We start from the raw sequence: 26,583 nt of genomic DNA, 5'->3' as shown, positions 1-26,583 counted from the left end.
TTAAAAATCAAAACGGGATGTAATCATTTTCTTACGTGTAAAGAAATTTACGCCGTCCTTTCCATTTACATGCAAGTCCCCGTAGAAGGAATCCTTCCATCCGGAAAATGGAAAGAATGCCATTGTCGCTGGAACTCCCACATTGACGCCAAGCATGCCTGCATCCGCTTCTTCGCGAAACTTGCGGATTGCTTTTGCATCCTTTGAGTAAATTGTTGCACCGTTCCCATAACGTGACTTTCGAATATACAAAAGTGCCTCATCAAGATCAGCCGCATGCAGTAAACTTAAAACAGGTGCAAAAATTTCATCCTTTACGATTATCATCTCAGGAGTAACACGATCAAAAATTGTCGGTCCTATAAAAGTACCTTCTGGCATCCCAGTCATGTCCTTACGACCATCACGGACGAGGACCGCCCCTTCCTTCACACCAGCTTCAATATAATGCATGACCCTCTCTCGATGTGATTGGCGAATAACCGGTGTAAGCAGTACTTCATCCTCCATTCCATCCCCGATAATAAGTGTATCCGCCTTCTCCTTCAACACTCTTACAAAGCTATCATTATCACCAACAACAACGACAGCACTGCAAGCCATACAACGCTGACCCGCACTTCCAAACGCTGAGGTAATAATATGCTGCACTGCTTTTTCGATATCCGCATCCGGCATGACGATATGATGATTTTTTGCACCTGAAAGAGCTTGAACCCGCTTTCCCTCTTTAGCCGCGCGCTCATACACATATTTCGCCACTGGCTGTGAACCTACGAACGAAATTGCCCTTACGTCCTCATGCTCGAGTAAACCGTTTACAACATCGCGCGAACCATGAACAATATTTAGCACACCAGCTGGCGCTCCTGCCTCTGCGAACAACTCAGCAAGCCTGTTAGCTAAGATCGGTGTACGCTCAGAAGGCTTTAACACGAATGTGTTCCCACATGCAATAGCTAGCGGAAACATCCAAAGCGGTACCATCATCGGAAAATTGAATGGTGCAATACCGCCGACAACACCAAGCGGATAACGGAACATCTCAGAATCAATCTCTTCAGCAATACATGATAAGGTTTCACCCATCATTAAGGTTGGTGCTCCGGATGCAAACTCCACACACTCAATCCCGCGCTGAACCTCTCCGTATGCTTCCTTATATGCTTTTCCGTTCTCCTGTACAATGAGCCGCGTTAGTTCCTCATGATGCTCTGTTAATAAATGATGATATTTATATAAAATACGTGCACGCTTCGGAACTGGCACATCCTTCCACTTTTGAAAGGCCAGCTGTGCTGCCCGCACTGCTCTCTGCACATCCTCCTTTGTCGAGAGAACTACCTTCGCCAACACCTTTCCTGTTGCTGGGTTCGGCACCTCCAATGCCTCTTTGCCGCCTGCCTCTATCCATTGACCGTTAATGAAGTTTTTCAGTATGACCGTACCATTTTGAGAAGCTGCCATCTGATTCCCCCTCATGAACTATTATCCTCTTTTTTCCATTATCTCTCACGAAACTACGATGTTCATTAGACAGAACGTTAAACCTTTACGGTAGTTTCCTCTACACATTGCACAACTAGAAAAAACGCTACAATCCCCTGTAAGCAGAACCAGATAGACAAATGTTTTCGCACGCTAAAGAAAACTCGCTGATTGGCAAGCCCTGCTCTCGGGCGAAGACAGAGGCGTAGCCCTACTTATACTGTATTCCTAAAATTTCCGACTACGTCGAATCACTTCTAGCTAGAAATTTATACTTTCCTCCAGTAAAAAAAAACCAACCTATACATACAGGTCAGCTTACCTATCTTTCAACAGGATATTGTTTCATCTGCTTCGTCGAAACGAGATAATCATATGCTTGCAGCATAAACTCGATAACAAGGCGTTTTTCTGAATTCATAAAATCATTGCCAAGCAAGCCCTCCAGCTTTGTAATCCGGTGATATAGCGTTTGGCGCACAACAAACAGCCGATTTGCTGTCTCCTGCTTAGAGCCATTGCAGGATAAATACACTCGCAATGTTTCCATTAACTTCCCATTGTATTTCTTATCATAACGAACAACCGGATCCAAATATTCCATAACAATTCCCTGCAAATCGCTCTGCTCATTCAGCATAGAAAGGATGCGATACATATGCAAATCCTCATAAAAATGACATACCTTCGCCAGGTTATTTTGAACCCTTATCGTTTCCTGTGCTGTTTTAAAGCTTCTATGCATATCCGATAACTGCTCAATTAGTTTTCCTACCCCGACTGTCACAACTGTCTTTCGTTTCTTAATAAATTCTGAGTTTAGTAACTTCTCAATTCCCATCTCTAAACGCTGCTTCTGATTTTTAGTCTCTCGATAATTTAATAAAATAAAGGTCGCTTCATTTCTCTTTTCTATAGATAGTGCATAGAAACCCAGTTGCTCAAAAATAGTCCGAAACAACAGCTTAAAATATGTTTTATCAGAACCGGATTGGGGAAATTCATGGAACTTGCAAATACATACTGTTCCACCCTTACATTTTCCATTTGCATAGGAGCTCTTTAAAAAATCAGCAATTTCAATCTCCGTATGCTCTCCATGAAGCCAGCTGTTCACCCATTCATCCTCTTCTGCCCGCTTTTTTTCTTCCACATATAAATCTCGTAATAAGTGCTGCGCTACAGCGGTGGAAGTCCGATCTAAGATTAACGTATCATATTCACTAATTTCCTCGTCCTCAGCATAAATATACAAATCAGCATAGTTCTGCCCTAACACTTGGATCGATTGATGTGCAACCCGCTTTTGCAATAACTCCTTCCCCTGACATTCTACCAAAAAGGCATACGAAACATCGCTGCTAGATGGAACCATCTGCACATCATTTCCCTTCATCCGGAACAACACTGTATGACCAAGATGATCATGCAGCAGCGACAAAATTTCTTCATGATGCTGGATGGACAATAATTTCTTATTAAGTTGCTGGGAATACTCTTCTAGATTCGAAATCATTTGATAATGCTGATGAATTAAGTGAGAGTGGATATCGTGGGTAATTTCAACGAAAGGAACTTCCTTTAAAAAAAGTAAAATAGGGAATTGATGCGCATTAGCCAATGCAACTCCTTCCTGTGGAATAGGAAAGACTGACGATCCCATATCAATACACAGTCCAGAGGCGTTGCTGTCGATCAGCTCCTGCAGAAAAGCTACAAAGGCCTGCGAATCATCGCGCCAACCAACTCCAGTTGACAAAATAAGTTCATTTCCATTTAGCAGCGATTTGATTTTTGCTACTTCTACAACATGAACCCATTTCACAACTCGATATAGTCCCCCCTGTCCAGCAATGAATTGAATGTTTTCAAAATGCTTCCTTTTCAATATGTCCGTTACGGTAAGCTGGAAATGATATTGCATCTTCTCACTCCTTTTTGAAAACATAATCTTCTTAATACTATTCTTGCAGACTAGCACTTTTCCCTTTATAGCCCAACAATGCTTGCTTTGTCCTTATGTATAAGAAACTATACAATTATTTAAACTCTTCCCTCTACCGATTTGTCAGATTACCTGACTCTATTTCCTTTTATGGATTGCTAAATACACATCCAGCTTGTATGCCATTTCTCCATACGCGTATATGTAAAAGGGATTGACTGCATGCAGTCAATCCCTTTTACATATACTATCCTGCTGTTCCTTGGCGAATCAAAAAAGCCGAAAAGTACTTCCTTCCATCGGCCGTCCGAACATGCAGCGTTTCTGTTTCGCTTTCCCCATCATTCTGTCTCTCAAATTGTACGAAAGCACCGTCTAAGTTTTCCTGAACGGCCCGAATACTATATCCCTTCTGAATAAGAAAATCAATTCTATCGCGCTCCGTCAAAAACTCTTGATAGGACATGCACACACCCCTTTTTCACACTTCCGGTTATCCCCACATATAATTTTCAATTTGAGAAAGTAAGATTATTGCACCGGGATTGAGTCCTGCTGGTGTTTCATATCCTCACCGTATTTTTTTCTCTTCAGATACGATCCGTAACCAGCCTTCCCCACAAATTGCCTGTTTCGTACAACAAATTCACCGCGACATAGCACACTGACTGGCTCCCCTATTACCTTCATGCCTTCAAACGCGTTATAATCCACAGCCATATGATGCGTTTCCCTAGAAATGACACGCTCTACATTCGCGTCAAAGATGACAATGTCTGCATCTGTTCCAACTGCAATCGTCCCTTTTTGCGGAAATAAACCAAACAGCTTCGCAATTCTTGTAGAAGTAATATCAACAAACTGATTGAGCGTAATTCTTCCCTGTTTCACACCTTCAGAAAACAAGATGCTCATACGATCTTCAATTGTCGGGCCGCCATTTGGAATTTTTGTAAAATCTCCGCGCCCGAGCTCCTTTTGCCCTTTAAAGTCAAAGGAACATTGATCAGATCCGATTGTTTGCAGCTGACCGTTTTTCAAGGCATTCCATAGTACATCCTGATGCCATTTCTCACGCAGGGGCGGTGACCATACATATTTCGCCCCTTCAAAATTTGGCCTTTCTAAATAGGAGCGATCTAGTACTAAATATTGCGGACACGTCTCTCCCCACACATCAAGACCCTTATTTCGCGCCTCTGCAATTTTCTCGACTGCATCAGCACAGGAAACATGTACAACATAGAGCTGCGAATTCGCTAGACCCGTCAGCTGGCAAGCCCGTCCTGTTGCTTCTCCTTCTATTTCGGGCGGTCTTGTAAGCGCATGATAGATAGGATCTGTATTCCCTTCCTTGAGTGCTTGCCTTGTTAAATAATCAATCACATCACCGTTTTCCGCGTGAACCATGACAAGCGCACCAAACTCCTTTGCCGCGAGCAGCGTACGGTATAGCGTCCCATCATCTGCCTGAAATACATTTTTGTAAGCCATAAATACTTTAAAGGAAGTAATCCCTTCCTCATGAATAACCTGCGGAAGCTCCCTAAGCACATCATCATTCATTTCGCCAATCATTAAATGGAAGCTATAATCAATAACCGCTTTATCCTTTGATTTTTCATGCCATGTCTGGATTGCATTGCCTAGCGGCTCCCCTTTATTGGTTAAGCAAAAGTCAATGATAGTAGTCGTTCCGCCAAACGCAGCTGCTACCGTACCTGTCTCAAAATCATCTCTCGTAACTGTCCCGCCAAAAGGCATATCCAAGTGGGTGTGCGGATCAATACCTCCTGGAAACAAATAGCGTCCTGTTGCATCAATTACCTCTACACCCTCACTCTTCAAATCTGTACCAATAGCTGCTATCTTTCCGTCTTCAATCAATACATCCGCTTCGTATATATCAGCAGCCGTTACAATTGTTCCATTTTTAATCAGCTTTCCCATTGTATAAGTTCCCCCCTATATATCTTCCGCCTCACCTTCACAATTCACTTACTTTACAATATTAGTCTCACAATCTGATAAAGCCCCCAATGCAGCTTGACGCTCATTCCACGTCATTGGCGCAATTTCACTTGGAAGCTCTACCATTGAAATCGCACCGTCCACTGGACAAACAATAGAGCATAAATTACAGCCTACACAATCCTCCTCACGAACACGGAGAAAACCTTTACCTGATGCGTCCCTCAGCATATCAATACATTGATGGGATGTATCCTCACAAGCAATATGGCATTTATTACAATTAATGCACGTTTCGGTATTAATACGAGCAACTATCTTATAGTTCAAGTCAAGATCTCCCCAGTCAGAGTAACGCGGAACTGATTTTCCGATAATATCCCTGACAGAAGCAATTCCTTTGCTATCAAGATAGTTATTGAGCCCATCGATCATATCCTCAACAATACGGAAGCCATGGTGCATGGCAGCGGTACAAACTTGAACCCCTGTCGCACCCATAAGTAAAAATTCTGCAGCATCCTGCCAGTTTGAAATACCGCCAATACCTGAAATGGGCACATTAATACGCGGATGACGAGCACATTCCGCTACCATGTTTAACGCAATTGGCTTCACCGCCGGTCCACAATAGCCGCCATGAGCTCCTTTTCCAGCAACATGAGGAATTGTATTCCACGTATCAAGATCGACACCCATTAAGCTATTAATAGTATTAATCATACTAACAGCATCAGCACCGCCCTTCACCGCTGCCTCCGCTGTTGCTGTAATATCGGTGATATTTGGCGTAAGCTTTACAATAACTGGTGTTTTTGCGACTTCCTTCACCCAGTATGTTTGTCTTTCAACAAGAGAAGGAACCTGACCGGAAGCAGAGCCCATACCTCGTTCTGCCATACCGTGCGGACAGCCAAAGTTCAACTCAAGTCCATCCACACCAACCTCCTCGACACGCTTTACAATTTCATGCCATTTCTCCTGCTTTGGTTCAACCATAAGCGAGGCGACGATCACATGATTAGGAAATCTCTTTTTTGTTTCGTAAATTTCCTTTAAGTTGACCTCTAATGGCCTGTCTGTAATCAATTCGATATTATTAAAACCGGCTACTCGCTGACCGTTAAAGCTAACCGCTGCGAATCGGGAAGAAACGTTTAAAATTGGATCTCCAAGCGTTTTCCATACAGCTCCGCCCCAGCCTGCTTCAAATGCACGCTGTACTTGGTAACCAGAATTCGTAGGCGGCGCTGACGCCAGCCAAAACGGGTTTGGAGATTCAATACCTGCTAAATTTATTTTTAAATCCGCCATCTTCCGTTCCCCCTTCTCCTGAATTAAACGGTTTCTGTCACAGACGCAAACTGCTTATGTATCTCATGAGCCGTCAGCTTTCCTTGCTGAGCTGCAGTTACGACCATCGCCTCGCCTTGTCCTTTACCAAATGTCACATCACCACATGCATAGACCTTCGGGTTTGATGTTTGAAATGTTCCCTTCGTAACCATTACAACACCGTGGCTATGTGTGAGACCAAATCCCTCAATCATCTCTATGTAACGCGATTGGCCAATCGCTTTAATTACAACATCCACAGGAATCACAAATTCAGAGCCTGCTACCACTTCCGGACGCCGTCTACCGTCCTTATCAGGATCACCAAGGGCCATTTTCACGCACTCGATACCTGTAACACTTCCATTCTCACCAATAATACGCTTAGGCGCAGTCAGCCACCGGAATTCTACGCCATCCTGCTTGGCAAACTCGTACTCGAAATCGTACGCACTCATCTCCTCACGTGTGCGGCGATATAAAATCTTAACATTCTCTGCACCAAGCCTTACCGAACATGTCGCACCATCAATAGCTGTATTCCCCGCACCAATAACTACAATTCGTTTTCCAATGAATTCGTTTGTCAGCTCGTTTGTTTTTGTCCGTTTCACAAAATCAATAGCATCATACACACCGTCCAGCTCTTCTCCATCAATGCCAAGCATCGGAACCTTTCCCATACCAATTGCAAGCACAACAGCATCATATCGTTCCAAAAGCTCCTCTGTTGAAACATCACGACCCACACATGTATTAGTTCGAATCTCCACATCTAAGCTTCTCACTTGATCTACTTCCCAATAAGACACAGCCTGTGGCAGACGGAATGAAACAATGCCGTACGTGTTCAATCCTCCTGCCTGTGCCTCCGCTTCAAAAATGGTTACAGTATATCCGAGACGAGCAAGCTCCCTTGCTGCCGACAAGCCTGCAGGCCCTCCACCGACGACCGCTACTGTTTTCCCCTTCTTCTCCCCTACCTCAAACAATATCTGTTCATTTCGGATCGCCCAATCCGTTGCATAACGCTGCAAACTTCCAATCTGAATCGGCTTAGTAGCATGGTTTAACACGCAAGCACCCTCACATAGCTCCTCCGTTGGACATACACGTGAGCAGCTAGCACCAACTGGATTTGACAGCATAATCGTTGCTGCCGATCCCTTTAGATTTCCTGAAGCAATCTTCTTAATAAATTTCGGAATATCAATTTCCGTCGGGCATGCCTTTATGCAAGGAGCGTCGTAACAATATAAACAACGATTTGCTTCTTCAGCTGCCTCTCTATTTGAAAGCCCGCTCTGAACCTCCTTAAAATTTGACCGCAAGTCTGTTAATGAAAGAGCCACTTTTTTCGTTTTATTCAATCTCCCTCAACCCCCTTTAGAAAATAGGAAAAACGAATTCTATGAAAAAGAGTGAGAATTTCATTTCAAAAACAAATCGCTATCTAAACTGATTTTGCATTGCGGTCCTACCCCGCATCCATTCCCTAATCATATCGCCTTGTATGTATGCAGATGTCCCGGTCGTTTTTGTACTTGTTCTTATTGTAATAATTTTCTGAATTCTTTCCATTATACAATTTGTAAAAAGTTTACATGTTTTTATTAAGCATAATGTAAAATTTCAGCCAATCACTATCAGTGAAAATAACCAATGATTTGCAATCTCTTTCAAACTTTAAACCCATAAGAACCTCCATCATAAATAAGCTACTTTGACAGATTTTTTATTAAGTTGTTTACTCTTCTCCTTATTTCCCAGGAAAATTTGGGTTTTCGACAATATTTCTTGACAAAATACGCTTCTATTCCTGTTCAATCAAACGTTTGTTTAAATAGTTATCAAGGATTCCATAAAACTTCTAAGCAGGAAAAGTGCAGATACTCGCTTCTTTTTGATGAGCAAACAACCTCTGTACAAGAAATTTGTATACAAATAAAGAAAACTCGCCGACTGGCGATCCGTGCCCTTGGGCGAAGACAAAGGCATAGTTGCACTTATACTGTATTCCTAAAATTTCCGACTACTTCGAATTCACTTCTAGCTGGAAATTTATACTTTCCTACAATGTAAAAAAAGCTTGTCCACAATTTGGATAGCTTCTTGGAATAGTTTGCTTTTATTTTAATTTCAAATATAAAATAGAAAGGACGTTATGATTAGCCCGCCCCTGGTATCAGCCCCACCTACGCTCTATACCTTGGCAGCCACGCATGCTGCCCTACCCACTTCCTACTGTAACATTGGTTTGTAAATCGCTTATTAATCCTTTGTAAAAAAAAGGATTTTCGAGCATATCTTCCATTCGTTTCATACTTTCGTTATCGATGCTTTTTCTGTGTGCCAGTCAGGCAATTCCTTGTATTCATGCGAATAAATTTCACCTTGGTTCAACCCCTTACGACAAACAGTCACTTTCAAGGTAAAACAGATAGCACATTTCCCAATGTTTTTGGGTGCTATGTATCCTAATATTATGGCTAGATCTTTGATATAGCACTGTTGTTCTAAAGAAGGCTTGCTAATTACCTCTATTTTTTGCCTAATTCAAGGCGAAGGTATACTATAACTATATAAATTATGTAGGAGGTGCACTTTTGACAAATTCATTCCGTGCCTTTGTTGTGAACAAAACAGAAGACAATTTCTCTGCAGATATTCAACACCTAACATTAGATGATTTACCTGAGGGAAATGTAACCATCCGTACAGCTTACTCAAGCGTCAATTATAAGGATGGCTTAGCAAGTATCCCAAAGGGGAAAATCGTTCGATCATATCCATTCATACCGGGCATTGACCTTGCTGGTACAGTAACAGAATCAAATGATTCCCGCTTTCAGGCAGGAGATGAGGTTATTGTGACAAGCTATGAGCTTGGGGTATCCCATTTTGGCGGTTTTAGCGAGTATGCACGGGTTCCAAGTGACTGGATTGTCCCGCTTCCGAAAGGATTAACGTTAAAAGAAGCAATGGTATTTGGAACTGCCGGCTTTACAGCAGCCCTATCCATCCATCGTTTAGAAGAAAACGGACTTACACCAGAAAAGGGACCTGTGCTCGTAACAGGTGCAACAGGCGGGGTTGGAAGCACAGCTGTCGCAATGCTCGCAAAACGCGGCTATCACGTTGTTGCCAGCACAGGCAAGGCATCTGAGCATGAGTACTTGCGAGCAATCGGGGCTGCTGACATACTTTCTCGTGAGGATTTTTCGATTGACCCAATTCCAGTGCTCGGGAAGCAAAGGTGGGCAGCTGCAATTGACCCTGTCGGAGGCAAAGCACTTGCTTCCATATTAATCATGTTGCAATATGGGGGCTCAGTTGCAGTAAGCGGCTTAACAGGTGGCGGAGATGTACCGACAACTGTATATCCTTTTATTTTGCGCGGAGTAAACTTGCTCGGCATTGATTCAGTGTACTGCCCAATGGAGCTGCGTAAAACGCTCTGGGAACGTATGGCAACCGATTTGAAGCCAGAGGCACTTCTAAATTACATTGCTCAAGAAGTTACATTGGATGAACTGCCTCAGGTACTTTCCTCAATTTTAAAAGCTGAAATGCGTGGAAGAACAATTGTAAAGTTGTAAAGAAAATTCGTCAATTGGCGAGCCCTGCCCTTGGGCGAAGACAGAGGCGAAACTGCCCTGACACTGTAGCCCTAAAATTTTCGACTACGTCGAATGACTCCTAGCTGAAAATTTATGCTTTCCTGCATTGTAAAAAAGCAGGTCATGTTATAGCTAGCTTCCTGTAACATGACCTGCTTTTTTGTTTATGTTCTCTCCAATTAAAATTTAGTAAGCACCTCTTTCAAAAATACCCTAAAGACTTCCGCCTCCTCTGTTTTTGTCTTTTGCAACAGATATGTTTTCGATTTCGGCGCTATAACCTGCTCTCTCCTTATCTCTCTCAGTCTGCTATTTTGCACTTCATCTCTAACCATCGTTACTGGTAAATAAGATACACCAAGCCCCTGTTCAATAAAACGCTTTGTAATCTCCACTTGATTTACAGCCATCGTTCTCACATTCGGATAATAGCTTTTAATTTGCCGTAAAAGATAATCCCAATAATCCGGATGATTATCCGTAATGACTCTGTATGTACTAAGTGCCATATGTTCTTCAAGACAATACTCATTATAAGGACCTACCAAAACAACCGGTTCCTCATGTACAACCTCGCTATATATATTTGTTTGCATTGCTTCCACTCGCGTTAAGCCCAAATCCGCCCTGCCTAAGCTAACCTCCTCTCCTACCTGAAAAGAAGAAGTTATCTGAACCACTACGTCTATATCAGGATTTTCATCCATAAAGGTCCTTAGTAACGACGGAAACATAGAGGATGCAATTTGCGGTGCCGCTGCAATTACTAACCTCCGCTTATAGCCCTGCCTCCATGACTCGAGACTGGTTCGACCTTCCTCGTATTTATCTACGATGCTCCTTGCGTATGGAAGAAACTGATAGCCAGCAGCAGTTAAAACTGATTTTTTCTTTGTTCTCTCAAACAACTCAACATGGAGCTCCTCCTCAAGACGTTTGATATGCTTTGTGACAGCAGGCTGCGTTAAAAAAAGCTCTTCAGACGTCTTCCTAAAATTCTCGTATTTAGCTGCAACGATAAATGTTTTTAACCACTTAATCTCCAAAATCATCCCCCCGTGATAACGATGCGTTATCAAAATCCCTTTCTTTTGTTAATTTTCATTATATATCCGTTTTTGTACAATACAATTACAAACACTACATGATTTGTAAACCACAGATACTAAGGGGGAATAAAAAATGAAGCATGCTGGGCAAGATGCATGGAACGCTACAATGTATGACACAAACCACTCCTTCGTTTCAAGATTCGGTCAGGACTTAATTACTGCATTAGCTCCAAGAGAAGCTGAACACATTTTGGATGTTGGCTGTGGTACAGGAGATTTGGCAAATAAAATTCACGAGCTTGGAGCCCAAGTGATAGGAATTGATGCATCAGAGAATATGATCCAGCAAGCACAGCATAAATATCCACAGATACAGTTTGCTGTTCATGATGCAACTGCGCTAGATTATCACGAGGAGTTTGACGCGGTATTCTCCAATGCGGCACTTCACTGGATTAAGCCGCAAAGGCAAGCTCTGCACAGCATATATCAGAGTCTGAAGCAAGGAGGCCGATTTATTGCGGAATTTGGCGGTAAAGGTAATATTAAAATGATTACAGATGAAGTGATCAATCAATATGCAGCTTATGAATTAGAATACGACATGGCACAGTTTCCTTGGTATTTTCCGAGCACTGGTGAATATGCAGCTCTCATGGAGGAGGTAGGTTTTACCGTCGCTTATATTCAATACTTTTATAGACCGACACCTTTAGAGGGGAAGGATGGAATCCGGAATTGGCTGCATATGTTTGGAAGTGGACTTTTTATCGGAGTGCCTGAGGATGTAAGAGAACAGATGATTATGGCAGTTCAAGAGAATCTTGGCAAGAGCTTGTTTCATGATGGAAAATGGATTGCTGATTACAAAAGAATTCGCGTAATAGGCATTAAGGAATAGACATGTTGATCTTCCTATCCACAAAAGGAGAGCAGAAATCCTGCTCTCCTTACCGAAACTTCCGAAGCAGCCTCTCCCGGTACATACCAAACGCACCTGTACTTCGCATCTTTCGCTTTTCCATTAATTGATTGAAACGAATTTCCTTCTCCGTTAACTTGCTTTGCACTGAAGTTCGTTCCTGTTCATCTATGCAGCAGGCAAGCAAATCTTCAAGCTTCAGCATATCCTTTTTAAGCTGAACCTCCTCTGGAACCATTCCAGCATTCTTTAAAATCTTATATCCCATTCGTAAGTCTTCTGGCACACCAGATAAGTCATCGAGTTTTAACGGCTTACCCTCACCAGGCAAATTCTCAAAATCACCATTTTGTATTGACTGTCGAATGCGTTCTTCCGCCATAATTAAGAATATATCCATTGTTTCGCCTCCCTTGCAGTTTCAAAGTCTTATCTATCTGTTTCCTGCAAATGTTACTTATTTTCCTCCATTACATTTTATCTCTACTATTGCTGCTTTGTAAAAACACTTAATACATACAAGTATCATTTTATTACATTTATTTAATTATAGACATGAGCGACATATCCTATTCATATACTTTTTATATCTATGAACGAACAAACTGCCTACAGCTCCCAGGCTATTCGTTCATAATCGAGCCCTGCCTTCGGGCGAAGACAGAGGCGTAGCTGCACTTATACTTTATTCCTAAAATTCTCACTACGTCGAATTGTCTTCTGGCTAGAGATTTATATTTTCTTAAAGTGTCAAAAAGCCCTCAGTTTTAAAAACTGAGGGCTTTTTATTTATATTAGAATTTCGCGTGATATTTTTCGATTTCCCAAGTGTGTACAGCTGTACGATAGCTATCCCACTCACCTTTTTTCAATGCAACGTATTCGTTAAATACGTGCTCGCCTAATGTAGCGCGGCCGATTGTACCGTTCTCTAGCTCAGCTACAGCTGTTTCTAAGCTGCCAGGAAGGTTGTCGATGCCGTATTCAGCACGAACTGCATCAGTCATGTGGAAGATATCTTCGTCAACTGGAGCTGGAGCAGTTAGGCCTTTCTCTACGCCATCTAAACCTGCTGCTGCGATTACCGCAAATGTTAGGTATGGGTTCGCAGATGGATCTGGACAACGAAGCTCAACGCGTGTAGCAAGACCACGTTTTGCAGGGATACGGATCAATGCAGAACGGTTAGATGCAGACCATGCGATGTAGCAAGGTGCTTCGTAGCCAGGCACAAGACGCTTATAAGAGTTTACTAGAGGGTTTGTAACCGCTGTAAAGCTCTTTACGTTTGCGATTAGACCAGCGATAAATTGGTATGCAGTTTGAGAAAGCTGGCGAGAATCAGCTGGATCGAAGAATACATTTTGGCCATCTTTGAAGAAGGACATGTTTACGTGCATTCCAGAACCGTTAATACCGAAAACTGGTTTTGGCATAAATGTTGCATGAAGACCATATTTCGCTGCAATTGTTTTTACAACCCATTTGTAAGTTGTAGAGCTGTCTGCAGCACCTAAAGCATCTGCATACTTGAAGTTGATTTCATGTTGACCTTCAGCTACTTCATGGTGAGACGCTTCGATTGTGAAGCCCATTGCTTTTAATGCACGGTAGATTTCTAAACGAACGCGCTCGCCAAAGTCTTTTGGAGATGGCTCGAAGTATCCAGCGTTATCATGTAAAGCCATTGTTGGGTTACCGTTGTCGTCTGTTTTGAATAAGAAGAACTCAAGCTCAGGACCTACAGAAATTGTGTAGCCTTGTTCACCTGCTTGTTCTACTACTTTTTTCAATACGTTACGAGTGTCGCCTTCATAAGGAGTGCCATCTGGGTTAGCTGCGCTGCAAAGGAAACGTGCTTCAGAATAGCCTTCTTCTACTGTCCAAGGAAGAACAGCGAATGTATTTAAATCTGGTTGCAGATATAAGTCAGATTTGTTGATTGGAGAAAATCCAGTAATAGAAGAACCGTCAAACATCATTTTGCCTTCTACAACATCTTCTAATTGTGCAGATGTAACTGTTACGTGCTTTAAAATACCTTCGATATCTACAAATTGTAAGTGAAGAAGCTCCACATTTTTTTGCTCTACGATTTCTTTAATTTTTTCAAGAGTAAGTGTACCGCTATTTGCTTGAGAAATTTGACTCATGTTACTCTCCCTCTCATTTCCGTGTCATATTTTTTAACATAGGCTTATTATAATCCAAACAACTTGGTCTTTTCAATAGCTTTTTTGAACTTTTATTCGTTAAAATTTTCCTAAACGGGTCAAATTTTCGATAATTCCTTAACAAAAACGTTTTCTTTTTAGAAAATGTTCATTATTACAAGCAAAAAAGGACTACAAAAACTAAAGAAAGCTCATCATTGGCAGAAACAGAGATGTAGTTGCCTTACACTGTATTTCGACAATTTCCGACTGCGTCAAATGACTTCAAGCTGGAATTGTATATTTTCCTACAGTATAACCTATAGAAAATGTTGTTCTATAAACAAGAATTACCTCAAAGCATCAAATATAGAGCTTATACACAAAAGTGATGCTTTCCGCCTAAAGCAATGACATCAGCAGTATGCAGTATTAAGACGAATTATTTTTCTTAAGCTTCATTCTCATAAAGAAAAGCAACGAGCCAAATACTCGTTGCTCTTCTTTATCTTAAAATGCCCAGTTGCCGTTTTTAAAAATCGGTTCACGCTTTCCATCTTTTGTTACACCGTAGATATTCATATCAGCTGATCCAATCATAAAATCTTCGTGCACAAGGCTTTTGTTTGCACCGCGCTCCGACAGCTCCTCTGGTGTCATTGCTGTTCCATTTTGCAGATTAACTGGATATGCTTCGCCCAACGCAAGATGATTTGATGCATTCTCATCAAATAGCGTATTATAAAACGTCAATCCAGAATTAGAAATCGGGGAACGATGTGGAACAAGCGCTACTTCTCCAAGCCGGCGTGAACCTTCATCCATATTTAACAGCTGCTCTAGTGTTTCATAGCCTGTTTCTGCTGTAAAATCCACGACAACTCCATCTTTAAATGTTAGCGTAAAGTTATTAATTACGTTACCGCCATAATTCAACGGTTTCGTGCTGCGCACTGTACCGTTTACGCCATCCTTATGCGGCATTGTGTATACTTCCTCCGTCGGCATATTTGGATTAAATCGTATACCGCCTTGGTCTACAGAACCCCCACCCTGCCATACATGATTCTCCGGCAGGTTTACAGTAAGACTCGTCCCTTGCGCTTCATACATAAGCTGCACATACTGCTTGTCATTTAGGTACGTTACCTTTTGCTTTAATGTTTCATTATGTGCATGCCATGCCGCAATCGGATTTTCTTGATCAATACGGACAATTTTAAAAATAGCATCCCATAGCTTCTCTATGGCTTCTGCTTCCTCCACATCAGAAAACACTTTTGCTGCCCACTCTGCTGTTGGAACTGAAATCAATGACCAGCGTGCTTGATCTGCCATCATATAGCTGCGATATTTTTTCAGCGCTGTACCAGCTGTTTTATTCCACATGGAAATACGCTGCGGATTAATTCCTTTTAAAAGCTCAGGGTTCGGAGAATAAATAGACAAAAATGCAGCTCCATTTTCCGCCATTTCCTCCATACCCTTAGCTCTCCACATCGGATATTCTGTGAAGGCTTCATCTGGTGCCTTTTCATATTTAATGCGTGTGATATTTTCATCTTGGAATTCTACATGTACATTTTTGGCGCCTGCTTCATATGCCTTTGTAACAATTTTACGTACAAACTCCGCTGCTGGAAGCGGAGCATTTACGACAAGCGTTTGTCCTTGTTGAATGTTTACTCCGATACGTACTGCCAAATCAGCATATTTTTCAAGCATTTGTTCGAGTTGTTTCATCTATTGTCCCCTCCATATGTATGTATTCATTTCACTATGTTAATACGAATTCCAGAACGCAAAGAAGTTATGTGCAGCTGAACTGTTAATTACAAATTTAGCTAGAGATATTAAAGCCCTCCAGCTTCTTTATGTTTCCAAACACAGAAGCCGCTGCTGGCGGCTTCCTGAGTAAGATGTTGTTCTAATTCATTTATTCGATCATTTGTATACAATAGCCCTTTTGCTGCAGCTTTTCAAAAACCTGATCAATATGAGCCTGATCCTTTGTCTCAAGTGAAAGATGCAGCTCTGCGTAACCAGGGAATACCTTCATGCCAATACGCTCATGTTGAACATTCAATACGTTTGCTCCAGCCTCCGCGATAATTTGCAGCACCCTTTGCAATTGTCCCGGCTTATCAGGCAAGGTAGTAGAAAAATGGACAAAGCGGCCAGCTTCTACCATGCCGCGCTCGATAATGCGAGCGATAACATTCACATCTACGTTACCGCCACTTAGGATCACAGCAATTTTTTTCCCCTCAATCGGAAGCTTTTTGTATAGAAGCGCTGCAAGCGCACTAGCACCAGACCCTTCTACAAGAAGCTTGCTGCGCTCTAACACCATTAGCATCGTACGGGCGATCTCCATTTCATCAACGGTAACAATATCATCTACATATTTTTGAATCAATTGAAAGGTTAATTCCCCCGGTCTTCTGACAGCAATGCCATCTGCCATTGTCGGAAGTGCATCAACTGTTGTGACTTGCTTTTCATCCCATGATTTTTTTATACTTGGACAGGCTATGACTTGCACACCGTATACCTTCACAGAAGGCTTCTGCTCTTTAATGGCTAATGCTACACCCGCAAGAAGCCCCCCTCCTCCAGCTGGACACAGAATAACTTCAACATCGGGTATCCCCTCTAGTATTTCTAGGCCGACTGTCCCTTGTCCTGCAATAATTGCCGCATCATCGAATGCATGTACAAACGTTGCTCCTGTTCTCTCTTTAAGCTGGAGCGCATAGGCGAGTGCCTCATCAAAGACATTCCCCTGCAGTTCTACCTTTGCGCCGTATCCTTTTGTTGCTGCAATCTTACTAAGCGGTGCACCTTTTGGCATCACAATTGTACACGGAATTTGCAGCATGCTGCTTGAGTACGCTACACCTTGGGCATGGTTACCCGCAGAAGCAGCAATGACCCCTTTTCTAAGCTCAGCCTCTGACAAGGACATAATCTTATTGTAGGAACCTCTCACCTTAAACGATCCTGTTTTCTGTAAATTTTCTAGCTTTAGATACACCTCATTGTTTGTAAATTCACTGAATGTACGGGAATAATCTAAAGGAGTTTCGTGAACAATTCCCTTCATTTTCTTCCGCGCTGCGAAAACATCCTGTATGGATACCATGCCCAATCCCCCATGTCTCTACATTGCATAATACAACTGTATTGTTTGTAAGGATGATGAGTTTATTCTCATCCTGTATTGATGCAACGTTCATACTAAATAATATACAAAATGATAAATTTTGTGCCCATCCTAAATGGGCGCTACATGGAATCGTTTTCCTAATATAAGGTCATCAAATATCCCTCCTACTATTAAAGATACTTTCAACCCCAAGGAAGCGCTTTTGATATAAGGTTAGCTTCTCAAGGCTTTTTAACAGCATTTTTTTTGATATACACATCTAAAAATGGATAAATGCATAAATAGCCTTCATACAGAAACCTTCAGTTTGTTTTAAAATAAGACGACAAAACCATTGAAACCGATACCACAATATAATAAAATTAGGTTTGAATTAAGAAAAAAGGAACGGGATAAAGAAAACTCGCTGATTGGCGAGCCCTGCCCTTAGGCGAAGACAGAGACGTAGTTGCACTTCTATTGTATTCCTAAAATTTCCGACTACGTCGAATTGACTTCTAGCTGACAATTTATACTTTCTTACAGTGTTAAATAAAAGAAGCTCTTATCTAAGTTTATTTTTTAATAACGTTTAAAATATTTTTTTATACCTCGTTTTGAAAGCGATACCAAAATAATGCAGTACACTCAATCAAAGAGCAATGCAATTTTCCCTTTATACAGCGATTATGTCAAATATCCAAAAAGAGTCCTACAAGCAAAAATGCCAAAGTCCCAATTGTGGAACAGGCTTTCAGGAGAAGCTAAGAACGCCAACTATTTATTTTTAGAAGAGAAAGGAGAAGAAATATGGAGAAAAAATGGTGGAAGGAAAGTGTCGTATATCAGATTTATCCTCGAAGCTTTATGGATAGTAATGGGGATGGAATTGGGGATCTCAAGGGAATTCTTTCAAAATTAGATTACTTAAAAGAATTAGGAATTGATGTTATTTGGATATGTCCTATGTATAAGTCTCCAAATGACGATAATGGCTATGATATTTCAGATTATCAGGACATTATGGAGGAATTCGGTACGCTAGCGGACTTTGATGAACTGCTAGAAGAAGTTCATCAACGCGGAATGCGATTGATTCTTGATTTGGTCATCAATCATACAAGCGATGAACACCCTTGGTTTATTGAATCTCGCTCCTCTAAAGATAATCCAAAGCGTGATTGGTATATCTGGAGGGATGGCAAAAACGGCAAGGAACCAAACAACTGGGAATCTATTTTCAGTGGTTCTGCTTGGAAGTATGATGAAGAAACAGAACAATATTTTATGCACATCTTCTCCGAACGACAGCCTGACCTAAATTGGGAGAACTCTGAAGTAAGAAATGCTTTACATGATATGGTCAATTGGTGGCTGGAAAAAGGGATTGATGGTTTCCGTGTTGATGCAATTTCCCATATTAAAAAGGAGCCAGGCTTCCCGGATATGCCGAACCCAAATAACTTAGATTACGTTCCCTGCTTTCCTTATATGATGAATGTTGAGGGGATTGATACATGGCTAACAGAACTTTCCCAAAAAACAATCAAGAACTACGATGTTATGACTGTTGGAGAAGCAAATGGTGTAGGGATTGATGATGCCGAAAAATGGGTTGGTGAAGAAAATGGCCATTTCAATATGGTTTTTCAGTTTGAATTTCTAGGTCTTTGGGATAAGGATTCAGAAGATCTTGTCGACGTACGTGCATTAAAAAAAGCATTAACCAAATGGCAAACTGGTTTAGAAGGTAGAGGTTGGAACGCCCTCTTCATCGAAAACCATGATCAGCCACGCAGGGTTTCAAGCTGGGGAAATGATCAGGAGTATTGGAAAGAGAGTGCCAAAATGCTAGGCGCTTTATATTTTCTCATGAAGGGCACACCATTTATTTATCAGGGCCAGGAAATTGGGATGACGAATGTCCAGTTTCCGTCTATTAACGAATACAATGATGTCGGTATGATTAACTACTATAAGGTTGAAACGGCAAAAGGCCGTTCCCATGAGGAGATTATGGAAGTCGTTTGGAAACAAGGTCGAGATAATTCCCGTACTCCGATGCAATGGGATGCAACCAACATGGGAGGATTTACAACCGCGGGCCAAACTTGGTTAGGTGTAAATCAAAATTATAAAGAAATTAACGTAACAGAACAATTAAAGGATCCTGACTCTATTTTACATTTTTATAAAAGCTTGATTCATTTGCGAAAAGAAAACCCAGTGTTTGTATATGGCACTTATGAATTGTTATTGCCAAATCATCCGAAGCTATTCGTATACACTCGCACATTAGGAAACCAAAAAGCCCTAATCATTTGCAACTTTAGCGAAGCAGAAACTAGTTTTAAAGTCCCGAATCGTTTCAGTCATTCTGTTTCAGAACTTGTTATGAATAACTATGTAGTTGTGGATAAAGCTCTGCCTAAGCGTCTCACCCTAAGACCTTACGAAACCCGTGTCTATTTAATGATGTAACACCATAAGCGAGCACAGAAGCGTAGTTGCACTTACACTTCATCCCTAAAATTTTCCATGATGTCGAATTAACTTCGATCGGGAAACTTATACTTTCTTAAAGCGAAAGAGGGGGGACTACTTTGAGTACCCCCTCTTGATATTCCCTCGCGATTCTCTCACCTTGTTACCCTTCTATCACGTCACTCAGACGAACCATAACCCACTCATTCTCCTAAACAAGCACGAGACAACAGTCTCAGGGGTCCTACTCTCTTAATCAAAAGGGCGCCTTATTTTCATTTTATAAGACCCTTGTCCAATCCAACTCCTCTCTTTCTGCATTAATATAGAAAGAAGAATTCTTTAAAAAGAGGAGATTTGGCGTGCTTTCAGACAATATTATTAAAACAGGGATGAAATACTTAGGAACACCATATGTATTTAATTCGTCACCGTATCAAACTAACACCTTTGACTGCAGTTCCTTTATGCAGCACATTTTCAAACGACACGGTGTCACTCTTCCAAGAAACTCACGGCAGCAGTATCGAGCTGGTGTCAACGTTCCCTACTCTAATATACAAAAGGGAGACCTGTTATTTTTTACAACACCACGGCGTATGAACAGACAAGGGATAGAAAAGATTGGGCATGTAGCTATCTATATTGGACAAGGTCGCATGCTCCACACCTCTCGTAGGGAAGGAAAGGTATCTGTTGTCCAATTTGCGGGTAATTGGAAAGAAAGGTTTATCGGTGCAAAACGATTCGGATAGGAAAAGCGCACGGTCGCCCCGCTTCTGAGGAAGACAGTTCCTCGCATACTGAGGCGCCTTTTGCCTCGATAGATAGAGGTCTTTAGCATATAGACACCCCCCCGCCCTGCCCTTGGGCGAATACAGCGTCGTGATTGCACTTACACTGTATTCCTAAAAGTTCTGACTGTTTCGGATGACTTCTAGCTGGAAATTTATAAATTGTTTAATATATAAGACATAGGAGCAGCTTGTGTAACTGCTCCATCTTTTATCTTAGCTAGTAAACTGTTCAATGTTCCGTTTTAATTCGCAGGCACATGTCCCTAAATCCTCAGCCAGCTTATCAATGACTGCAATGTTCTCAGATTGCTTCATTGTTACCTGAGAAACCTCCTGCGCACCAGTCGATGTTTCATCAGCATTTACAATATTAAGGCGCTTTTACATGTTAATCCTCTTTTCTGTCCTTCCTAACTCCGCTATAATCAACTATGTATGAATAAAAACTGATTTTAAAAGGAAACATTTCAAATACATTTAGGATAAGGTGCATAGCTATGAGTATTTTAACAGTAAAAGATTTAAGCCACGGCTTCGGTGATCGTGCTATTTTTAATAACGTCTCCTTTCGATTGCTCAAAGGAGAGCATATTGGGCTCATCGGTGCGAATGGTGAAGGAAAATCAACATTTATGAATATCATTACAGGCAAGCTTCAGCCCGATGAAGGAAAGGTTGAATGGTCGAAAAACGTACGTGTTGGCTACTTGGATCAGCATGCAGTGCTGCAGCGTGGTATGACGATTCGCGATGCATTACGGAGCGCATTTCAATATTTATTTGATATGGAAGCGCAAATGAATGAATTTTACGTCAAGATGGCGGAAGCAACTCCGGAAGAGCTAGAACAAATGCTTGAAGACGTTGGAGTTATTCAAGATATGTTAACTAACAATGATTTCTATGTAATTGATTCTAAGGTTGAAGAGGTGGCCCGCGGACTTGGACTTGATGATGTCGGTCTTGATCGAGATGTTCAGGATTTGAGCGGCGGTCAGCGTACAAAGGTTCTTCTTGCTAAGCTTCTTCTTGAAAAACCCGAAATTCTCTTACTGGATGAGCCGACAAACTATCTTGATGAGCAGCATATCGAATGGTTGAAGCGTTATTTACAGGAATACGAAAATGCCTTTATTTTAATATCCCACGATATCCCATTCTTAAATAATGTAATCAACTTAATTTATCACATGGAAAATCAAGAGTTAAATCGATATGTCGGTGATTATGATAACTTCATGCAAGTATACGAAGTAAAGAAACAGCAGCTTGAATCAGCTTATAAAAAGCAACAACAAGAGATTGCAGATCTGAAGGATTTCGTAGCTCGCAACAAAGCACGCGTTTCTACCCGTAATATGGCGATGTCTCGCCAAAAAAAGCTGGATAAAATGGAGGTTATTGAGCTTGCACAGGAAAAACCAAAGCCAGAATTTCATTTTAAGCCTGCTCGCACTTCCGGAAAGCTAATTTTTGAAACAAAGGATCTAGTTATTGGCTATGACAGCCCTCTTTCTAAACCGTTAAACCTGCGGATGGAACGCGGACAAAAAATCGCCCTTGTCGGAGCAAACGGGATCGGGAAAACAACGCTTCTCAGAAGCATTCTTGGTGAACTTCAGCCAGTTTCTGGTTCTGTTCAATTAGGTGAGCACCTGCATATCGGCTATTTTGAACAGGAAATCAAGGAAGCAAACTATAATACATGTATTGAAGAGGTATGGAACGAGTTCCCTTCCTTTAATCAATACGAGGTACGCGCCGCCCTCGCGAAATGCGGATTAACAACAAAGCATATCGAAAGTAAGGTAGCAGTGCTAAGCGGTGGAGAAAAGGCAAAGGTACGCCTTTGTAAGCTTGTCAACAAGGAGACAAACCTTCTTGTACTCGATGAGCCGACAAACCACTTAGACGTAGATGCAAAGGAAGAACTAAAACGTGCCTTAAAAGAGTATAAGGGCAGCATTCTTCTCATCAGCCACGAACCGGAATTTTACCGCGATGTGACTACAGATATTTGGAATTGTGAATCCTGGACTACAAAGGTCTTTTAATATAAACGGAATCCCAATTCGGCAACACTTGCTAATACAGCACAAAATCTTCAGCATAAACTATCAAAGTTTAAAGTGTAAGGAAAAACGCCCGGCCTATGACAAAGCCGGGCGTTTTTCCTAGTATTAGAATACGATTGTTTTATTTCGATCAACGATTACACGGTCTTCTAAATGCCATTTCACAGCACGCGCCAATACGCTACGCTCGATAGAACGACCGATTTTTTTAAGCGCCTCCACATTGTGGTGATGACGCACTCGCTCTACCCCCTGCTCAATAATTGGTCCTTCATCTAAATCGTTCGTTACATAATGAGATGTAGCCCCAATTAGCTTTACCCCACGCTCATGTGCACGCTCATAAGGTCTCGCGCCAATAAAGGCCGGAAGAAACGAGTGATGAATATTGATAATTCGATTCGGATGTGCAGCTACAAAATTAGGAGTTAGAATTTGCATATAACGCGCTAAAATAATTACATCAATCTTATACTCCTCTAGCAATCGCAGTTGCTGTGCTTCTGCCTCTGCACGATTTTCCTTGTTTGCAGGAACATGGCAAAAAGGAATGCCAAATGACTCTGCTGTTTCGCGGGCATCCTCATGGTTGCTGACGATAAGAGCGATATCTGTTAATAAACCTCCGCTTTGCCATTCCCAAAGCAATTCTAATAAGCAATGCAATTCTTTTGAAACAAAAATCGCTGTGCGTTTTAAATCATGTACATAGGATAGCTTCCATTTCATAGAAAACTGCTCAGCAATCTCTTCGAAAGCTTGCTCTATCTCTTTTGCTTTTTGGCTTAATCCTGGGCACTCAAATTCAACACGCATGAAAAATATACCGCCCTCTGGATTTGTAGAATACTGACTGGATTCAATAATATTAGCATTATATTCGAATAGGAATCGAGATACCGTTGCCACAATCCCTGGTTGGTCAGGGCAGCTAATTAATAAACGCCCTCTATTTCGATTTTGCTCCTGAAATGCTTGCATTTGCTTCTGAATATATGGTTTCATTTGTTCTACCTCTCTATTACTATTGATTATCAATTATACTTTGCGCAGAGAAATATGCAAATATAATGTTTACAATTTTGAATTGGAAATGATAGGTGTACGCTAAATCATAGCTTTTCATATTCATCATATAAGGAACAGATCCGTATCATTTCAATGAAATGCTCTCCAAAACTTCCCTTGTGTATGAAGAATATCTCTTATTCTAATATAAGGGATCGTGAACGTTGGAAAACCTGCTACAAAGGGAGCAATTTCATACGGTTTGAAATAAATATATAATGCCTTATCTGTTACATAGAATGGCTGATCTGCTTGTATTCCCTTATACGCATCAGGAAATACATACGAATATTGATTTTCTGTTTCAATTTGTTGTTTGATGATGTCACTTAATACTTTCTCATAATTACTGTCCTTTATAAATAGGTCTTCAAGCTGATAAATCGTCCCATCTCGTACATCTATGTGGACGTATACCTTCGTTGGCATACCGTGAGCTGCTCCAAATGGAAATTTATATCCGTTCAGCTCTAATACAAGTAAATGCTTCTGGAAAAGCGACAATGAAAAGTCCCCTGTATAGCTATATTGCTGCGCAGTGCTATCAATCGGTTTCACCTGGGAAAGGCGCTTCAACTCCTGATTTACTTCTTCTTGTGCAGCTTTATTCTCCATGCCTTCTATTCTCGGATAATATACAAGATAATGACGGTTCGGTTTATATTTTTCTTCCCTCACTGTATACAAATTATTTAAACGTATCGTTCGATTTTGCTGCCATACGACATCCCCAAATCTGTTTCGATATGATAAACGATTATCTACATTTGCTTCAATCAGATTTCCAACGATGCGAACCGTCCCGTTTCCATGCACAATTGGTAGACCCGTCTCAGCTTTTCCATTCTTACCGATAAAAAAGGTATTCCTGCCATCATCTACAGAAGCTAACCCCTTCTCATAATTGCCTACATCATAATACACAAAATCCGTTAAAAACAAACCGCTTGTATCTGTGATAGCATAGCGTGATCCGATAAAAGGTTGTTTTTTATCAAGTGCCTTCCCTACCGCAAGCCTACCTTCTCCAAGAGGCAGAATATCATTATACGCAGGCTTAATGATCAATCGACCATTCCTATCAATAAGTCCAAATGCGTTCATGTAATTCTCCGCTGTATTCACGACAGCTCTTCCTTCTTGAAACGTCTGTGCTCCTGTATATTTCGGTTCAATCACAACATGTCCGGTTTCATCTATAAACCCATACCGACTATCTGACTTCTCTTGAAAGGCTAATAAACCTTCCCCGATATCTCCAACAAAGGCATACGGATAAGTATGGACAATTGTTCCGCTTCTATCAACCAATGCAAATTGAGAATCACTTATTTGTACAACAGCTTTTCCACCCTTAAAGTCCCTAGCTAATTCATACGAAAGAGGAATAACCTCCCTGCCCTGTTCGTCTAAATAACCGTATAAATATTTACCCTGTTGGTTTGTATCAGCGTATATAGCACGCCCTTCTTTGTATGTCCCAATATAGCTGTAGGGCTTGCTCGTTAGTACATTTCCTTTCTCATCAATAACATGAAATCCACGGTTATCTGTAACAGCGGCACGTCCTTCTGAAAATTCCGAAATGGTTCCGTATCTAGGTTTTACAACGAATGCTCCAGATGCATCAATTACCCCGAATACCCTCCCGACTCTCACAACGGCCAAGCCATTTGCTTGAAAACGAAGCGCATCATCGTATTGCGGCGGCAAAATAAACCGTCCCCCGCCATCGATATATCCCCATTTCTCACCTTGTAGTGTTTGAATGGAAGCACGGTATAAGTAGGCCGCCCTCATGTTCGATAGTTCTTCCCTTAGCTGCGGCCATTCTCCTTTAAGCATAGGAGGAGCAGTTAAGCTTGTAGCAGTACCGGTTGATAGGAGGGCTTGATTCGGAATCTCTTTCATCTTTTCCTGATAGTATCTTGCAACCTTTTTTCGGTAGTATGGATACAGATCCGCTGCAGGCTCTAAACTGTTATTTCTCCACCTGTATACCCCAAGCTGATACATCTCTTCATTTTCACGCAGCCACAAGGCAATTTCATATTGTCCATCTAGGACCGGCATATCCTCAACCTCTATCCCGCTAAAATAGATCCCCGGCCTTGTAATTTCTCGTACTCCGTTCTGCGTCCACTCATATATGGAAAGCTCTGACCAAGTCTCCCTTACCTGCCAGCCTGCAATAATATTCACCAGCCCTCTTCCTGTAACAGGAGCTACATATAAATAGGAAATATCATAGCCGCGTCCTCGTATATGAGCAATTACCCTCCACCCCTGGTTAAACTGCTTCAGGGTTAAGAGATAGATCTCCCCATACCATCTGTAGGCACCAGTTATTTCATTTGCTCCGTCACCCTCTATGTCGGCCTCATAGATAACTGCATGATCGCCATCCATAAGCAAGCTTGCATGAACCGGTAAAAATGCTTGTAAAAGACTCGCGTATCCTCCCATGCGCTCCCCCCTATTTTCCTTATAAATCTGAATGTTCGTGAGCTGCACTTATTGCATAT

18 protein-coding genes are annotated in these 26,583 nt (G+C 41.5%); 5 read left to right on the top strand and 13 right to left on the bottom strand.

Translation table 11 applies throughout. From position 1 onward, the window contains the following. From EP737_RS20795 to EP737_RS20770, 6 genes are all read right to left on the bottom strand, one after another. Positions 1 to 1,467 (bottom strand): CoA-acylating methylmalonate-semialdehyde dehydrogenase, encoded by a 1,467-nt coding sequence (locus EP737_RS20795; RefSeq protein WP_129730573.1) that lies wholly within the window; start codon positions 1,465 to 1,467, stop codon positions 1 to 3. Positions 1,468 to 1,810: 343 nt separating this feature from the next. Beyond that, the gene (locus tag EP737_RS20790; RefSeq protein WP_129730571.1) at positions 1,811 to 3,412 is read right to left on the bottom strand and encodes a PucR family transcriptional regulator; all 1,602 of its coding nucleotides are present in this window, start codon (positions 3,410 to 3,412) and stop codon (positions 1,811 to 1,813) included. Positions 3,413 to 3,680: 268 nt separating this feature from the next. Continuing rightward, positions 3,681 to 3,899: a hypothetical protein gene (locus EP737_RS20785; RefSeq protein ID WP_129730569.1), complete on the bottom strand. Its 219-nt coding sequence runs from the start codon at positions 3,897 to 3,899 to the stop codon at positions 3,681 to 3,683. A gap of 65 nt (positions 3,900 to 3,964) precedes the next feature. Further along, positions 3,965 to 5,383: a dihydropyrimidinase gene (gene hydA / locus EP737_RS20780; RefSeq protein WP_129730567.1), complete on the bottom strand. Its 1,419-nt coding sequence runs from the start codon at positions 5,381 to 5,383 to the stop codon at positions 3,965 to 3,967. Between the two features lie 48 nt (positions 5,384 to 5,431). Then, complete coding sequence (gene preA, locus EP737_RS20775; RefSeq protein ID WP_129730565.1) at positions 5,432 to 6,718, bottom strand: NAD-dependent dihydropyrimidine dehydrogenase subunit PreA; 1,287 nt, start codon at positions 6,716 to 6,718, stop codon at positions 5,432 to 5,434. Positions 6,719 to 6,741: 23 nt separating this feature from the next. Next, a complete protein-coding gene (locus EP737_RS20770) occupies positions 6,742 to 8,091 on the bottom strand; it encodes an NAD(P)-dependent oxidoreductase (protein ID WP_129730593.1) in 1,350 nt (449 codons plus the stop codon). A gap of 1,254 nt (positions 8,092 to 9,345) precedes the next feature. Between EP737_RS20770 and EP737_RS20765 the strand changes: the two genes are divergently transcribed. Further along, positions 9,346 to 10,338, top strand: coding sequence for an NADPH:quinone oxidoreductase family protein (locus EP737_RS20765; RefSeq protein WP_129730563.1), 993 nt, complete (start codon positions 9,346 to 9,348; stop codon positions 10,336 to 10,338). A 200-nt stretch (positions 10,339 to 10,538) separates the two neighbouring features. Here the strand turns inward: EP737_RS20765 and EP737_RS20760 are convergent, their stop codons facing one another. Then, positions 10,539 to 11,411, bottom strand: a complete 873-nt coding sequence (locus EP737_RS20760; RefSeq protein ID WP_246040326.1) for a LysR family transcriptional regulator — start codon at positions 11,409 to 11,411, stop codon at positions 10,539 to 10,541. A 130-nt stretch (positions 11,412 to 11,541) separates the two neighbouring features. Between EP737_RS20760 and EP737_RS20755 the strand changes: the two genes are divergently transcribed. Continuing rightward, complete coding sequence (locus EP737_RS20755; RefSeq protein WP_129730559.1) at positions 11,542 to 12,312, top strand: class I SAM-dependent methyltransferase; 771 nt, start codon at positions 11,542 to 11,544, stop codon at positions 12,310 to 12,312. A 49-nt stretch (positions 12,313 to 12,361) separates the two neighbouring features. Here EP737_RS20755 and EP737_RS20750 read toward each other — a convergent pair whose 3' ends face one another. The 4 genes from EP737_RS20750 to ilvA form a co-directional block, all read right to left on the bottom strand. Continuing rightward, the gene (locus EP737_RS20750) at positions 12,362 to 12,733 is read right to left on the bottom strand and encodes a DnaJ family domain-containing protein (RefSeq protein ID WP_129730557.1); all 372 of its coding nucleotides are present in this window, start codon (positions 12,731 to 12,733) and stop codon (positions 12,362 to 12,364) included. Between the two features lie 394 nt (positions 12,734 to 13,127). Further along, on the bottom strand, positions 13,128 to 14,486 hold the full coding sequence (locus EP737_RS20745; RefSeq protein ID WP_129730555.1) for a glutamine synthetase family protein: 1,359 nt from the start codon (positions 14,484 to 14,486) through the stop codon (positions 13,128 to 13,130). A gap of 510 nt (positions 14,487 to 14,996) precedes the next feature. After that, positions 14,997 to 16,229: an aminopeptidase gene (locus EP737_RS20740; protein WP_129730553.1), complete on the bottom strand. Its 1,233-nt coding sequence runs from the start codon at positions 16,227 to 16,229 to the stop codon at positions 14,997 to 14,999. A gap of 193 nt (positions 16,230 to 16,422) precedes the next feature. Continuing rightward, positions 16,423 to 17,631, bottom strand: a complete 1,209-nt coding sequence (gene ilvA / locus EP737_RS20735; protein ID WP_129730551.1) for a threonine ammonia-lyase — start codon at positions 17,629 to 17,631, stop codon at positions 16,423 to 16,425. A gap of 813 nt (positions 17,632 to 18,444) precedes the next feature. Between ilvA and EP737_RS20730 the strand changes: the two genes are divergently transcribed. The 3 genes from EP737_RS20730 (at position 18,445) to EP737_RS20720 (ending at position 22,969) form a co-directional block, all read left to right on the top strand. Beyond that, the gene (locus tag EP737_RS20730; RefSeq protein WP_129730549.1) at positions 18,445 to 20,115 is read left to right on the top strand and encodes a glycoside hydrolase family 13 protein; all 1,671 of its coding nucleotides are present in this window, start codon (positions 18,445 to 18,447) and stop codon (positions 20,113 to 20,115) included. 365 nt (positions 20,116 to 20,480) lie between these two features. Continuing rightward, on the top strand, positions 20,481 to 20,873 hold the full coding sequence (locus EP737_RS20725) for a C40 family peptidase (RefSeq protein ID WP_129730547.1): 393 nt from the start codon (positions 20,481 to 20,483) through the stop codon (positions 20,871 to 20,873). A 539-nt stretch (positions 20,874 to 21,412) separates the two neighbouring features. Further along, a complete protein-coding gene (locus EP737_RS20720; RefSeq protein ID WP_129730545.1) occupies positions 21,413 to 22,969 on the top strand; it encodes an ABC-F family ATP-binding cassette domain-containing protein in 1,557 nt (518 codons plus the stop codon). A gap of 126 nt (positions 22,970 to 23,095) precedes the next feature. Here EP737_RS20720 and purU read toward each other — a convergent pair whose 3' ends face one another. Together purU and EP737_RS20710 are read right to left on the bottom strand one after the other, a co-directional pair. Beyond that, positions 23,096 to 23,995, bottom strand: a complete 900-nt coding sequence (gene purU, locus EP737_RS20715; protein ID WP_129730543.1) for a formyltetrahydrofolate deformylase — start codon at positions 23,993 to 23,995, stop codon at positions 23,096 to 23,098. 153 nt (positions 23,996 to 24,148) lie between these two features. Next, entirely contained in the window at positions 24,149 to 26,524 is a 2,376-nt protein-coding gene (locus tag EP737_RS20710; protein ID WP_129730541.1) for a WG repeat-containing protein, read from the bottom strand. Between the last annotated feature and the right edge of the window lie 59 nt (positions 26,525 to 26,583).

The sequence above is a fragment of the Ectobacillus funiculus genome (assembly GCF_004138295.1).
Lineage (GTDB): Bacteria > Bacillota > Bacilli > Bacillales > Bacillaceae_G > Ectobacillus > Ectobacillus funiculus.
The sequence above is the reverse complement of the archived record's forward strand: the minus strand, read 5'-3'. Positions and strand labels throughout refer to the sequence as shown.